Source organism: Rhizobium redzepovicii (assembly GCF_019793435.1).
Classification (GTDB): domain Bacteria; phylum Pseudomonadota; class Alphaproteobacteria; order Rhizobiales; family Rhizobiaceae; genus Rhizobium; species Rhizobium redzepovicii.
Map to the genome: position 1 here is coordinate 194,354 of NZ_JAILYH010000003.1, position 13,438 is coordinate 207,791.

Sequence of the window (13,438 nt, forward strand, 5' to 3'; positions counted from 1 at the left end):
GGAAGGGAGGCGTCCACTGCATGCCGCACGACGCTGGTAGCGCGGCATTCTTACGCGCACTTTGCCGGGATCATACCAATCCGTAAGAATGCAGCCCCGGCCGTTCGACCCTCGCACTTTACGAAAATGTATAGTCCGGGCGAGGTTCCCGTGAGGTTTGGAGCGCAGCTTGGCGCCATCATTGCCAAGTCGAGGTCAGCTCTCTCATGTACATGCGCACCGCACCTGCCGCCCCTTCATCCGATCAGCCTGCGGATGAATACCTACCTGATCAATCTCGAGCGCCATTGCGCCGGTTTCGAATGGAGCGCCTGCTGGCAGGTTTCGGCCTTGCCTTCGAGCGCGTGGCGGCGGTCGATGGGGCAGGGCTGAGCCTGCCGCATCCAAGCGGAGGCTCAAATGTCGCCTCTGCCGGTGTGCCGTGGTAGCCCCCTCTGCCCTGCCGGGCATCATCTCCCCCACAGGTGGGGAGAACACAAGTGGCTAAACCTTCGCATCCAGCTACCGTTTCGTCGGGCTGCGACGCCAATTGTTTGGGGAAGCCAGCGCTCCCAGCCAATCTCCCCACCTGTGGGGGAGATGCCCGGCAGGGCAGAGGGGGGCGGCCGGGACACGACCCTCTCAGCGGCGGGCATGGATCCCAGGCTTGAGTCCTGGAATGACTGAGGTTGGAGGCGTGGTTTCGCCAAACTTCCGGCTGAGGTTAAGCCTTGCCCAGGTGCTTCGGCCAGAATTGCTGATGCACTTCGGCGGCTTCGTCTTCGAGGTTCGTCGGGCCAACCACAGTGACGGTGCGAGCGCCGGTTTGCAGCACCGCACGGCTCGGCACGTTCAACCCGATGCCGGCGATCTCGCCAAGCCGGGCTTCGGAGCAGGCAAACACCATGCGTCCGATGCCCGACCAGTAGATCGCCCCGGAGCACATCGCGCACGGCTCCGTGCTGGTGTAGAGAGTGCAGTCGGCGAGAAAGCCGGTGTCGTAGTGCTTCGCCGCAGATTTAATCAGGTTCATCTCGGCGTGATTGGTCATGTCGTGGCCGGTGAGGACGCTGTTTTCGGCGCGCAGGATGACCTCGCCGTCCTTCACCAGCACCGAGCCGAATGGTTCGTCGCCTCGGTCCATCGCGGATTTCGAGAGCGCAATCGCCTCGCGCAAAAACCGCTCATGGTTTTCCATCAGAGTCTCCCCCATAGCTAGAGAAGAGCGATTTTGTCTTGAATCGGAGGGATTTCCAAGGGCTGCAAATCCGATTCAGGATCGGCGATCGAATCGCGGCAACCAACCGTGTTCTGGCCGCCGAGCAAGTCTGCCGGCTGGGGACCGCCGGATGCGGAAGAGCCGTTCCTCGCCAAAACAAAGCCTGTGCAAGTCTTTCAATTGCCGTTTGACGCTGCTTCAATGCAACCGTCTAACTATGAGCGCGAGAGTGTTTTTCTCGATCAGTTGCAAGGGGGTACTGTGCTCAAAACATTCTCGTTACGGGGTAGGCTTGGTCGTCTTCGCTATTTCCTGTTTACCCTCGCAGTCATCATTATCGCCGCGGCCGCGGTATTCGTACTCACGCGCCTACTGACGCTGGCCGGCACTCGAGAAGCGTTTTCAATTGTTCAGGGCTTAATCGCTCTAACCTATGTGCTGGCTATCATCGCCAGCTTTTGCCTGATGGCGAGGCGACTGCATGACTTCGATCAGAGCGGCTGGTGGACCCTTTCAGTCCTTGTGCTTCACTTGGTCTACAGCCATTACGAGGCAGCCGGCTCCCTGACCGCGACAATTCTCATGGGTATCGTTCTGCTGGCCGTCCATCTTGCAATCATCCTCACTCCTGGCTCGAAAAATCCCAACAGGTTCGGCGAACTGCCCGGCTCCGTCGCAGCGCCCGTTTAGTTTGCTCGGCGGATAATAGCCGCCGCGAGCAAGGTCTGCCGGCTGGGGACCGCCGCCGGATGTCTCGTCCGGGGTGCAGACCCGCACCTTACGAAAATGTATAACCCCGGCGAAGTGCCCGTGAGTTTTCCGGCGCAGGCTTGGCGCAGTCGTTGCCAAGTCGAAGGCCAATTTCATGAATATGCGCGCCACACCTGCCGCCCTGATGCCGGCGATCCATCCGGTCAGCCTGCGGGTCGACACCTATCTGATCAATCTCGACCGGGCGCCGTTGCGGCGATTTCGGATGGAGCGCCTGCTGGTGGGCATCGGCCTGGCCTTCGAGCGGGTGGCGGCAATCGATGGCGCAACGCTCAGCCTGCCGCATCCGGATTTTGACGAAGCCGCCTATCTGAGCCGGCATGGCCGTCGGCCGAACCCTTTCGAGATCGGCTGTTTTCTAAGCCATGTCGAATGCGCCAAGCGCTTCCTCGGAAGCCATGCCGAGTTCGCGCTCATTCTGGAAGACGATCTCGATTTCGATGACGATCTGGCCGAACTGCTCGAGGCCGCGCTTGAGCATCAGGCGCGCTGGGACATCCTGCGCCTGTCGACCGTCAATTCCGGGAAAAAGCACAAGGTGGAGCCGCTGACCGCGTCACGCTCGCTCGCCATCGCGCTCACCCGCGAGAAGGGGTCCGGCGCCTATCTGATCAACCGCAAGGCGGCGGGCTGGATTGCCGATGTGCTTGTCCCCATGCGCCTGCCCTATGATCTCGCCTTCGATCTGGAGTTCGATGATGGGCTGAGCGCCTGCTTCGTCGATCCGCTGCCGGTCAGCCAAAGGGCCGATCCCTGCTCCCAGATCCAGGCAGGGCTTTCGGCATACCGGCTGGGCCGCCGCCGGCCGTGGAGCGTGCTGCCGTATCGCGCGGCGGCTGAGGTGCGCCGGTTCGTTCGCCGCTTCCGCCGTCTCGCGGCTTGGAGGGTGAGCGGCTAGGGCCGCTCCCCCGGGGTGAGCGGCTAGGGCTTCTCGGCCGAGATCAGCGGGAAACCGACCGAAACGATGAGGCCGGGATGATTGTCCGCCATGGTGATGTCAGCCGAATGCAGGTCGGCGATTGCCTTGACGAGACTGAGCCCGAGGCCGCTTCCCGGCGTCGTGCGGCTCTTGTCGAGCCGGTAGAGACGCCGGAAGACCTTGTCCCTTTCGTCGGCGGGAATGCCGGGGCCGCTATCGCCGACCGAGACAATGGCGCGGCCGCCCTGGCAGCGGAGCGAGACCGTGATGCCGGTTCCATCAGGGCAGTGGTTGATCGCGTTCTCCACCAGGTTGGCGATCATCTGCGTCAGGAGATCGCGGTCGCCCCAGACGAGCGCGGGACAGCGCTCCGCGATCGTCAACGCCATCAGCGCGTCTTCGGCGACATCGGCATAGACCTCGGAAATGACGGCAAGCACGGTGTCGATATCGGTCGCCTGGAAACGCTCCTTGCGGGCGCCGGCCTCGATCTGGGAAATGCGCAGCAGCGCCTCGAAGGTGGCGTTGATCCGGTCGCTCTCGTGTCTCGCTTCGTCAAGCAGAGCCGAAACGTCCGCCTGCTGGTCGTTTCCAGCCACCGCCGCATCCAGCGTCAGGCGCAGCCTGTTGAGCGGCGTCTTCAGATCGTGGGCGATATCGGCGCTCACCTGCCGCATGCTCTCGACCAGTCTTTGCAGCCGCTCCAGCGCCGCGTTGATCTGGATCGCCACCGTATCGAGGTCGTCGCCGTTGCCGGTGATCGGAATGCGGGCGTCGAGTGCGCCGTGGGAGACATCGTTCATGGTATGGGCGACCCCGTCCAGCCGCGCCTGGGCCCGGAAGGCGAGAAAGACGCCGCCGCCGATCGCTGTCGCCACGACGATCGCAGCGGCCCATTCGAAGCTGACCAGCACGATCCGCAGCATCTCGTCGACATCGTTGAAGTTTTCCGCCACCACCAGGCTGTAGGGACCGATGGTCGAGACCTGCATCCGGTAGCGCTCATGCCCCTTCAACCCGACATCCCTAGAGGTGACGGTGTAGACGCCGTTGGGGATGCGGGGTGCTGCAAAATTGCCGGCGAGTTTCTTGCCGGCATGGTCGGTCAGCGAGTAGAGCCCGTCGGAGGTCGACTGGAAGCTCGCATAATTGTTCAGCGTATTGATCAGATCCTCGGTATCGTTGGGCTCGTAGGTCGAGACAACCAGCGAATTCATTTCGCCCAGCGACTGTTCGAGATCACGCGCAAGGCCCAGGCGCAGCATGTGATAGATGATCGCGCCGCTCAGGATGAAGGCGACGACGAAGAGCACGCCGAAGGTGACGGCAAGCCGGAACGGCGTGCTCCTGCGTAGGCTAGCGAGGCGCATGCAGGCTGTATCCGGTGTTGCGGACCGTATGCAGGAGCTGGACCTGGAATGGCTTGTCGACCTTCGCTCTCAGTCGGCTGATATGGGTCTCGACGACGCTGGTCTTCGGATCGAAGTGGAAGTCCCAGACCCGCTCCAACAGCATCGTCTTGGTGATGACCCGGCCTTCGCCGCGCATCAGCACTTCGAGCAGGGTGAATTCGCGCGGCTGCAATTCGATCGCCTGACCGGCGCGGCGGGCTTCGCGGCGGATCAGGTCGAGCTCGAGATCGGCAACCTTCAGCACCGTCTTCTGCTCCTGCACCGGCGGCCGGCGGCCGAGCGCGTTGACCCGGGCCAGAAGCTCGGAGAAGGCAAAAGGCTTGGTGAGATAATCGTCGCCGCCCGCCTCCAACCCCTCGACCCGGTCATCGACGCCGCCGATCGAGGTCAGGAACAGCGCCGATGTGCCGACCTTGGCGGCCCGCAGCGAGCGGATAATCGCCAGCCCATCCAGCCCCGGCAGCATGCGATCGACGACAATGACGTCATAGGCTTCGCGCTGCGCCTGAAACAGCCCATCGCGGCCGTCACCGAAGACGTCGCAGACATGGCCTGCCTCGGAAAGGCCCTTGGCGATATAATCGGACGTCTTCCGATCGTCCTCGATAAGCAGGATCCGCATCAGCCCGATCATTCCCACAGGTGTGGAGGCAATCTAGCGGAGCCTACGGCTGAGCGACAACTTACGGATTTGTAAGGTGGGCAGGGCTTGAGCAGCCGAACCCCTCTGCATTTGCAGCGCTCTCAGCCTCGCGGGCGTGGTTTCGCCTCATATGTCGTCCGAACGATCGAAGTGGGGTCAAGGCCGCGTGCGACCGGCGTCCAGCCGGCGGGCTGGCTCCGTCTGACGAGGCCGACATCGTCCAGATGCTCATCATCCAGCCGATCGAGATCCGGCATCGCATCATGGCGGGATGCCCTGTTTTCACGCCAGTTGGAAAGGCTGTGAAGCGCAAGCGCAAGCGGATGCGCGATCGCGGCGAAGATGGCGGACTGGGTGTTCGATCTGGCGAAGCTGGTCATTTGCATGTTCCCCTCGGTTGACGGTGCATGCTGGCATCACGGGCTGGACATGTACCGACGGGCGGCTGACGAAGAGCTGAATTTTCGCTGAAAACAACGTTTGCCAGTGCGACGGCGTGGGGCCGCGCCAAAGTATGTCGCGCAAAAAGTGTGCAGCGCTTTTCCCAGGCAAAGCGCGAAGCGCTTTTGCCGCGCTTTAAGCCTCTCCGGGAAGGACCGGGAACCGGGCCGACTTCAGCAGATCGAGTATGTGGGCGCGCTGCTCCGGCCGCTTCACCCCGGCATGATCGAGATATTGGCTGGCGGACTTGTAGCCGATCAGCATCGCCTGGTCGCGCCAGCCCGCGGCTTCTTCCGGCCGGCCGACGGCAACGGCGCAGCAGGCAGCCGTCACCAGGTCGTCCATCGAGCGGGTGTTCGGTTGCCGGCGCAGAACGAAGGACAAAGCTTCCTCATATCGGCCGGCATGGAAGGAGGCGCGGCGGAATGAACTGTCGTACCAGATCGGCCAGCTCGGATTGAGCCGCCGGGCCTTTTCAGCCGCAGCGATACCCTCCTCGATGCGCCCGAAGACCGGCGCCCAGCCGGAGAACATCGCCAGCACGTCGGCGTTCGAAGGACCGAGACCGAGCGCCCGATCCAACGCCGCCTCCGCCGCTTCCATCTGTCCCATGTTGCCGAGCATCTCGCCGAGCGCCACCAGCGCTTCCGCGTCGAACGGATCGAGTTCAACGGCGCGCCTGGCGGAATTGAGCGCCGCAGCGTCGTTCTCGGTCATGTCGACGCCGAAGGAGGCGAGTTCATCGTGCGACCAGGCAAGACCGAGCCAGGCGCGGGAAAACAAGGGGTCTATCTCGGTTGCCCGCTGGAAACAGTGCAGCGCCTTTTCGGCATCTTCCCGGTTGAAGCGATTGGTGTGATATCGCCCGCGCAGATAGAGTTCGAAGGCATCGCGATCGGCCGCCGCCCGTCGATGCAGGTGCTCGGCGGCGACGTTCAGCAGCACGCCGTGGCCGGCAAGCGCGTTGACGATGCCCTCGGCGATTTCCGACTGGATTTCGAGCGCATTGGCGATCGCCCCGTCCCAGCTGGCTGACCAGACGATCCGGCCGCTCGACATTTCGGTCAACACGGCGGTGACCTTCATCATGCCGTCGACCGACTGCACCATGCCGTTGAGGTCAAATCCGAGTGTTGCGCGCAGAGGCGAGGGGACTGCCTTCTCCGGCAACCAGGTGACCTCCAGGTCGTGGTAGCGGGCCAGCCTGGAGGCGACCTCGGTGGAGAAGGCCTCGGCAAACCAGGCCGCATCGCTGCCGGGGCCGATCAGACGGAACGGGGCCACCGCCAGGGGAAGCGTCCGCACGAAGGCCTTCTCCGGCATGGCGTTGGCGGCCGATTGCTTGTTCTCGAACAGATAGCCGCGCCGGAACAGCGTGCGGATCAATCCGTCGGCGCCGATCGCCTTGCGGATCTGGCTGATCGCCTGGGTCAGCGAATCCTCGGTAACGATGACACCTGGCCAGACCGCTTGCATAAGCTCGTCCTTGGAGACCACGCGGCCCTCGTTCTGGACGAGATAGGTGAGCATGGCCAGCGGCTTGGCGCCGATGTCGACATCCATGCCGCGCCGCATGAGCCGCCCCCTTTCGGGGTCAAGCGTGACGTCAGCGAAGGTGAACAAATCCGTCATGTCAGAGACCGCTTTAACCGTAGGAATTATACCAAGGCGAGCGCGAACCGAAGCCCCGCGCGACGGTGCAGATGAGGAGGCGCTAAAGCGCCTCACGGCAATTCTGGCGGTCGCCGGCCTCGGGCATGTCATGGTAGCCAGGCCGGCAAAACCTCGATTGCCGGTAAAGTTACTACCGTTGTCGAGCGTTTCAAATCACCCAGGGGGAGTATGACGGATTGCTGGGCGTTGTGGGGACACATGCCCGATACGCTCGGCGGCGGCCACGTGCTGCTCGCCGATCGCGCCTACGACAGTGATGCCTTGCGCCTCGAATAGCCCCCCTCGAATGCTCGCAGAGGCGTTCGGGCAGGAGCCCGACCATGATCAAGATGAGCGTCTACTATCCGGCCGCCGGCGGCTCGAAGTTCGATCACGACTACTATCGTACCAGCCACATGCCACTGATCCAGGAACGGCTCGGCGATGCCTGCCTGCGCTACGAGATCGAAAAGGGCCTTGCGGGTCCCGAACCTGGAAGCGCGCCGGCGGCGATCCGACACTTGCCGCGGGCCTGATTTCGCCTGAAGTCTGACCGACCTTGGCCGTGTCGACGCAGGTTATTCGGCGCGTTTGTTAAATCCCCGAGCCGTCGAGCTGCTCGGCGTCGTCGCCTTCCCAAGGTGAGGGCATCGAGAGGCGGGCGAGATTGGCCGAGGGCATCGGCATCCAGCACTTCAATTCCGGCTCGGCATATTCGATGATCTGCCCGGGCGAGGAATCCGAGGCGCGCCAGCCTTCTGCGCCAAACTGATCGCCATGCGACCAATAGGCGAGGTCTACTTCCGCTGGCCCCTGTTCGGACGGGCGGATGGTGACCAGGATCCGACTGCCGTCTTTCGGTGCGCTGGCCATGCTGCGCCAGCGGTCTGCCTCGTCCATCGTTTTGCCTCCTGCCTTGCTGCTTGTGCAACTGTCGCCTCGCCAACGAAAGCGGTCAACTCAAACTTTGAGGGGACCCTTCGCTATCGATGGCGGTTAAGCTATCCTGACGTCCCGGATGGAGGAACAGCGCATGGCGAAGCTCGTCTTCGGAATGAACGTCTCCCTGGATGGCTATGTCGATCACCAGAAATTTGCGCCCGACCCCATCCTCTTTCGCCACTGGATCGAGCAGGCGCGCGGCCAGACGGGGAGCCTCTATGGCCGCCGCCTGTACGATGTGATGCGCTATTGGGACGAAGACAATGCCGAGTGGACCCCGGAGCTGCACGATTTCGCGCTTGCCTGGCGGCGCCAGCCGAAATGGGTCGTGTCGCGCTCGCTGACCTCGGTCGGCCCCAATGCCACGCTTGTCACCGACGACATCGAGACGGTGATCCGCGGCCTGAAGGCCGAGCTTGCCGGGGAGATTCAAGTCGGTGGGCCGGAGCTTGCGGGAAGTCTGGCCGACCTTGGCCTGATCGACGAGTATCGACTCTACTTCCACCCCGTCGTGCTCGGCCACGGCAAACCGTTCTTCACCGGCCCGAGGCCTCCGCTCCGCCTTGTCGCCAGCGATTTGATCGGCGGGGATGCGGTGCGATTGACCTATGTTCCTGGTTGATTGGGTCGGTGCCCTTACTGAAATCCCTCGAATGGGTCTGGTCACCGCTGATGAAGAGCATCGGGCGAGGAGAGCCCATCTCGATATCGTTGGGATAGAAGACGTCAGAACGCGCCCTGCGGCGACGGAACGCCGACGCGAATGGCCTGCGAAAAATTCGGCGAAAGACCGTCCTCGTGCGCTCTTGCAGCGATGTGTGCGGCCGACCGCAGTTGCGACAAGGGAACCGAGATGTCCAGCGCGCGCCGGTCATAGGCGTATTCCGGCAGGTATCCGTTGACGATGAGACGCCAGTCCATCGGCACGGCGTCGCCTGCCACGCGCATCATCTTGACGATGGTCGTCGTGCAGTTGGTCGTCAGCGAATTGTAAAAGGCGGGCCGCGCTGCAAGCGCGTTTGCATCGGAGACGTACTCGCGCAGAAGAAGCCTCGCAGCCGCCGGCGTCGCCCTCAGGCGGTAGATCTGGACGTCCTCACCGCGAAAATTGGAGCGGAGGCCGATCACATCTCTTTCGTCTGCCGCGATGATGACCAGAGGACTGCTTTTGAAGAGGTCCGCCAGCGGTGAGAACGAACCGCCGGAAAGGCGGCGCACTTCGATAGACCACGCCAGATAACGGCCGTCGTCGAAGCCGAAGCTCATTATGACATGCGCGATGGTCGGACCTGACCAGTACGACATGAACATGTCGACGTTCTTCAGCTTGTTCAGGTCGTAACTGCGAGTCGTCCATTGTTCCGTGAAATCGGTGGCACTGCGCCACTGGAACTCGCGGACATTCGTCAGCGTCAACAGATCACCGTCGAATTCGCCGGTGACCTGACGAGCAACGTCCGGAGCCCACGCGCCATTTGCCTGCGGCTCGATCGTGCTCCACCAGAAGAGGACTATGACGAACGCGGCCACAAACGCGAGGACCGCACGAATGCGTCTCCTGCCAAAGAGCGCCACGATGACGGAGGCGCCAAAAAGCCCGAACAAGATGGCACTGGCTTGCCTGCCGAGTTCGGGCAACGGCAAGCGGTACCAAAGCGCGAGCGACGACCAGGCAGCGGCGGCGGCGACGACAAACAGGAGCACTGCAATGACGATCGCGCGGACCGGTCGAACCATTTTGATTTTCCAAACGGGTTTGAAACGTTCGTCCTGATCGTCGACCCTAGCGGTTTCCGAGCGTGAAGCCCAGAACCTATCCGAAGCGACGGGCTCCGGATTTTCTATTTTGGCAAGGCTCGATTGCGCCGGCAACGGCCCTCGCTTTTTCCGGCGCTGAACGATATGGACGATCTTGCCTGATCCAACATGAAGAGCATCCGATGATCCACGAATTGCGCATCTATACATGTCTGCCGGGGAGATTGCCGGCACTGCAGCAGCGTTTCGAGACCGCGACGCTGGCGATTTGGGAACGGCTCGGCATCCGCTCACTCGGCTTCTGGACGACGATGATCGGTCCTTCCAGCAACGATCTGACCTACTTGCTCGAATGGCGGTCGCTTTCGGAGCGCGAGCAGAAATGGGCCGAGTTCATCGCCGATCGCGAGTGGCAGGAAGCGAGGGCGAAGAGCGAGGCGGATGGGCCGATCGTCGCCAACATCGCCAGTTCGCTGCTGCAGCCGACACGCTTCTACCGCAGCTTCTCCAAACCGTCGGAATAACGGCTAAAGCGCGTCGTGCCAAATTTGATTCATGCGACGTGCTTTAGCTCTTTGTTTTTACGCATGTCGTTGCCGCAAAACCGCGGCACACTTTTGCGCGACATGCCCTAGAAACTCCGAACGCAGTTCATTGAGAAGTGGTTCGGATGTGTTTCTGCATGAGTGCGGGCCGTCGTGCGCAAATGGCGCAATCTGCACGAAGCGGGCTCCCGCCGGGACCACCGCCATCTGCCGAACAGCGCAGCCATTGTGCGTTGAGCCGCAAAAAGGAAACGCCAGAGCATAGCCCTGGCGTTTCGGTTCAGGCCACCAGGCCCTTGGTCAGCTCCAGCGCCTGCCGCTCGAACAGCCGGCGGTAGATGCCGTCGGGGCGGCGGATCAGCGCCTGGTGGTCGCCTTCTTCGACGATTTCGCCCTTGTCGAAGACCAGCAGCCGGTCGAGCGCCCTCACCGTTGACAGGCGGTGGGCGACGACCAGTGTGGTGCGGCCGTCCATCAGGCGTTCCATCGCCTGCTGGATCTGCACTTCGCTCTCGCTGTCGAGGCTGGAGGTCGCCTCGTCGAGGATCAGGATCGGTGCATCGGCCAAGAAGGCGCGGGCGATGGCGACGCGCTGCCGCTCGCCGCCCGAGAGTTTGACGCCGCGTTCTCCCACCATCGTCTCATAGCCCTTGGGAAGGCTCAGGATGAAGTCGTGGGCGCTCGCCTGCTTCGCCGCCTGCTCGATTTCGCGCCGCGAGGCATTCGGCCTGGCATAGGCGATGTTCTCGGCCAGCGTGCGGTGAAACAGGATCGGCTCCTGCTGCACGATGGCGATCTGGCTGCGCAGGCTGGATTGCCTCACCTCGGCGATATTCTGTCCGTCGATGCGGATCGAGCCCGAATTCACGTCGTAGAGACGCTGGATGAGCTTGACGAAGGTCGTCTTGCCCGAACCCGAATGGCCCACAAGGCCCACACGCTCGCCCGGTTTGATGGTGACCGAAAAGTCCTCATAAAGCGGGCTGGGATGCGCGCCATACTGGAAGGTGATGCGATCGAAGACGATCTCGCCCTGGTCGATCGCGATGGGCGTCGCGCCCGGCCTGTCCTCGATGCCGAGCGGCATCTTGTCGAGCAGCACCAGCTCTTCCATGTCGTTGACGGCACGCTGCAGGTTGCGGATGTCCTGGCCGACATTGCGCAGATAGCCCTGCAGGACGAAGAACATCGCGAGCACGAAGGTGACGTCTCCAGGCGTCGCCAGCCCCTGCTGCCACATGATGAGGCCCGTGCCCAGAATGCCGGCCTGCATGGAGACCATCATGAAGCCCTGGATCGTGCCGCTCAATGTGCCGCGCTTCCATGTCCGCCGCGTGCGGCTGTCCCACGTGCCGAGCACACGGCCGAGCCGGGTCTCCTCGCGGTTTTCGGCACCGAATGCCTTGACCACCGAGTTGCAGCTGATTGCATCGGCGAGCGCCCCGCCGAGCTTGGTGTCCCAGGCATTGGCAAGCCTTGCCGCCGGCGACACGAAGCCCATGGAAAGCGCCACGGTGACGCCGATATAGATCAGCGATCCGAGGCTGACGATCAGGCCCATGACCGGCCAATAGCTGCCGAGCACGATGCTGGCGCCGACCAGCATGACGATCGACGGCAGGAGGGCGACCAGCAGCAGGTCGTTCAGCGAATCCAGCGCCCACATGCCGCGGGTAATCTTGCGTACGGTCGAGCCGGCAAAGCTGTTGGCGTGCCAGTCGGTGGAGAAGCGCTGCACCTTGTGGAAGCCGCCATTGGTCACATCCGCCATGGTGCGCAGCGTCAGCCGGATGATGCCGTTGAAGATGAAATAGCGCAGCGCCACGCTGGTGAAGCCCAAGGCGACGACGATGACGAAGGCGCTGAGGGCGCTGTCGGCCGGATTGCCGCCGGCGATGGCATCGACGATCTGGCCTGAAAAGACCGGCACCATGACTTCGGCGAGCGTGCTTGAGATCACGAGCACGATGATGAGACCCACCAATCCAGGCCGGTGGCTCCAATGATGAAAGATAAAGCCGAGCACGTTGCGATAGGCATCGGCGCGGAAATCGAGCTTCTTGCGAGTCATTTGAACCAACCCGGCCGCATATCGGCAACCGGTCCTCAAAATCGAGAGTTAAATGGCACAGCCCAAGCGGGAGACAAAATGATCCCGTCAGATCATCGGGCTATGAAGAGAGAGAAAACCGCATGTCGGGCGCGCTGGAGGCGGGCCGCGAATGGAAATGACCTAGTGTCGGTTCATTCCGCACGGGAGGATTTTGGTGATTGCTGATGATGTCATGCAACGCCTCCCTTTTGTTCGATCTGACGCGGTGAGCCTCTTGTAGCGAAGGCAACCGCGCTTGCCAACCGGGAATTTGCAACCTGACAGAAAGTGATGCGAAAACGACACAATCTTCAACGTGCAGGTTTACGCGCCGCCGTTTGCAGGCGGGTTCGCCGAGCCGATGGCGGAAATACTACGCCAGACGCGAAAGGTCGGTCGGCTCCGGTTTTGCGCCCGCTGCCGTCAGCATCGCGTGGACCTGGCCACGGTGGTGGGTCTGGTGGTTGAAAAGTTCGATCGCACAGTTGGCCTTCGGCTTCTCGACCCGCGTTGCACCATCGCCGGGATACCAGACAAGGATGCCGTCGAGCTCCGCGTCACGCAATCCTCGCGCCCAGGCTTCGATTTCGGCGTTGCGTTGCAGCCGCAGGACCTTGAACGCATCCCAATCCGACGGGCTTGTCAGCGAGTGCGTGATGGTTTCCTCGGGCCGCTCATTGCCCTTCAATCGCGCGAGGATGAGGGCGTCGGCCCAATAAAGATGGTTCAGCGTCGCGGCGATCGATTGGAAGAACGCCCCCCGATCCTTCCAGCGCTCCGCATGCGTCAGCCCGTCGGCGGCGGTGACGAGTGAGGTGTTCTGCCAGCTGTTGTAGCGGGCCATGAGTCGGCAATAGTCGGCTGAGATCATTGTCTCGGGCTCCTGGTTAGCGATGATGGGGGGAGGGTGGCGATTGCAGGGAAGACCCATGGGGCCGTTCGTGCTCTGTCGCCTGCGCCAATGAAGGCGTGCCGTGCGAGAGGGCACGGACAGCGATCAGTCTATCCTGAAACGGCCTCGCCGCAAATTGCTGATGACATTTTTTCTTTTCAAGGGTCTTCCG

At 62.4% G+C, this 13,438-nt stretch carries 13 protein-coding genes and 2 pseudogenes; 6 read left to right on the forward strand and 9 right to left on the reverse strand.

Annotation, left to right across the window (positions count from 1 at the left end; translation table 11 throughout):
• Positions 1–126 precede the first annotated feature (126 nt).
• Positions 127–386 (forward strand): annotated as a pseudogene (locus K6N12_RS34020) (hypothetical protein); the annotation flags it as partial.
• Positions 387–703: 317 nt separating this feature from the next.
• Here K6N12_RS34020 and K6N12_RS05665 read toward each other — a convergent pair.
• Positions 704–1,177: a nucleoside deaminase gene (locus tag K6N12_RS05665; RefSeq protein ID WP_097627374.1), complete on the reverse strand. Its 474-nt coding sequence runs from the start codon at positions 1,175–1,177 to the stop codon at positions 704–706.
• Positions 1,178–1,285: 108 nt separating this feature from the next.
• On the opposite strand from K6N12_RS05665, the gene K6N12_RS05670 reads away from it, so the two are divergent.
• Both K6N12_RS05670 and K6N12_RS05675 read left to right on the forward strand, forming a co-directional pair.
• The gene (locus K6N12_RS05670) at positions 1,286–1,888 is read left to right on the forward strand and encodes a DUF805 domain-containing protein (RefSeq protein ID WP_239619809.1); all 603 of its coding nucleotides are present in this window, start codon (positions 1,286–1,288) and stop codon (positions 1,886–1,888) included.
• 175 nt (positions 1,889–2,063) lie between these two features.
• On the forward strand, positions 2,064–2,867 hold the full coding sequence (locus tag K6N12_RS05675) for a glycosyltransferase family 25 protein (protein ID WP_097627380.1): 804 nt from the start codon (positions 2,064–2,066) through the stop codon (positions 2,865–2,867).
• Between the two features lie 23 nt (positions 2,868–2,890).
• Here the strand turns inward: K6N12_RS05675 and K6N12_RS05680 are convergent, their stop codons facing one another.
• From K6N12_RS05680 to K6N12_RS05695, 4 genes are all read right to left on the reverse strand, one after another.
• A complete protein-coding gene (locus K6N12_RS05680) occupies positions 2,891–4,258 on the reverse strand; it encodes a sensor histidine kinase (RefSeq protein WP_097627390.1) in 1,368 nt (455 codons plus the stop codon).
• Entirely contained in the window at positions 4,245–4,922 is a 678-nt protein-coding gene (locus tag K6N12_RS05685) for a winged helix-turn-helix domain-containing protein (protein ID WP_097627757.1), read from the reverse strand. The genes K6N12_RS05680 and K6N12_RS05685 overlap by 14 nt, the downstream gene beginning before the upstream one ends.
• A gap of 122 nt (positions 4,923–5,044) precedes the next feature.
• Positions 5,045–5,323 carry a DUF1127 domain-containing protein gene (locus K6N12_RS05690; RefSeq protein WP_097627392.1) on the reverse strand — a complete coding sequence of 93 codons (279 nt, stop codon included), beginning with the start codon at positions 5,321–5,323 and terminating at the stop codon, positions 5,045–5,047.
• Positions 5,324–5,519: 196 nt separating this feature from the next.
• Positions 5,520–7,016, reverse strand: coding sequence for a winged helix-turn-helix domain-containing protein (locus tag K6N12_RS05695; RefSeq protein WP_165503968.1), 1,497 nt, complete (start codon positions 7,014–7,016; stop codon positions 5,520–5,522).
• 362 nt (positions 7,017–7,378) lie between these two features.
• Here K6N12_RS05695 and K6N12_RS05700 point away from each other — a divergent pair.
• Positions 7,379–7,543: pseudogene (locus K6N12_RS05700) on the forward strand (EthD family reductase); the annotation flags it as partial.
• A gap of 88 nt (positions 7,544–7,631) precedes the next feature.
• Here K6N12_RS05700 and K6N12_RS05705 read toward each other — a convergent pair.
• Entirely contained in the window at positions 7,632–7,937 is a 306-nt protein-coding gene (locus K6N12_RS05705; protein WP_097627396.1) for a hypothetical protein, read from the reverse strand.
• Positions 7,938–8,070: 133 nt separating this feature from the next.
• Here K6N12_RS05705 and K6N12_RS05710 point away from each other — a divergent pair, with 133 nt between their 5' ends.
• Positions 8,071–8,601 carry a dihydrofolate reductase family protein gene (locus K6N12_RS05710; RefSeq protein WP_097627398.1) on the forward strand — a complete coding sequence of 177 codons (531 nt, stop codon included), beginning with the start codon at positions 8,071–8,073 and terminating at the stop codon, positions 8,599–8,601.
• Positions 8,602–8,705: 104 nt separating this feature from the next.
• Here K6N12_RS05710 and K6N12_RS05715 read toward each other — a convergent pair whose 3' ends face one another.
• Positions 8,706–9,716, reverse strand: a complete 1,011-nt coding sequence (locus tag K6N12_RS05715) for an Lnb N-terminal periplasmic domain-containing protein (protein ID WP_131711714.1) — start codon at positions 9,714–9,716, stop codon at positions 8,706–8,708.
• Between the two features lie 203 nt (positions 9,717–9,919).
• Here K6N12_RS05715 and K6N12_RS05720 point away from each other — a divergent pair, with 203 nt between their 5' ends.
• A complete protein-coding gene (locus K6N12_RS05720; protein WP_097627400.1) occupies positions 9,920–10,261 on the forward strand; it encodes an NIPSNAP family protein in 342 nt (113 codons plus the stop codon).
• A gap of 301 nt (positions 10,262–10,562) precedes the next feature.
• Here the strand turns inward: K6N12_RS05720 and K6N12_RS05725 are convergent, their stop codons facing one another.
• A complete protein-coding gene (locus K6N12_RS05725; protein ID WP_097627404.1) occupies positions 10,563–12,353 on the reverse strand; it encodes an ABC transporter ATP-binding protein in 1,791 nt (596 codons plus the stop codon).
• A 394-nt stretch (positions 12,354–12,747) separates the two neighbouring features.
• Complete coding sequence (locus tag K6N12_RS05730) at positions 12,748–13,245, reverse strand: DinB family protein (RefSeq protein ID WP_097627406.1); 498 nt, start codon at positions 13,243–13,245, stop codon at positions 12,748–12,750.
• Between the last annotated feature and the right edge of the window lie 193 nt (positions 13,246–13,438).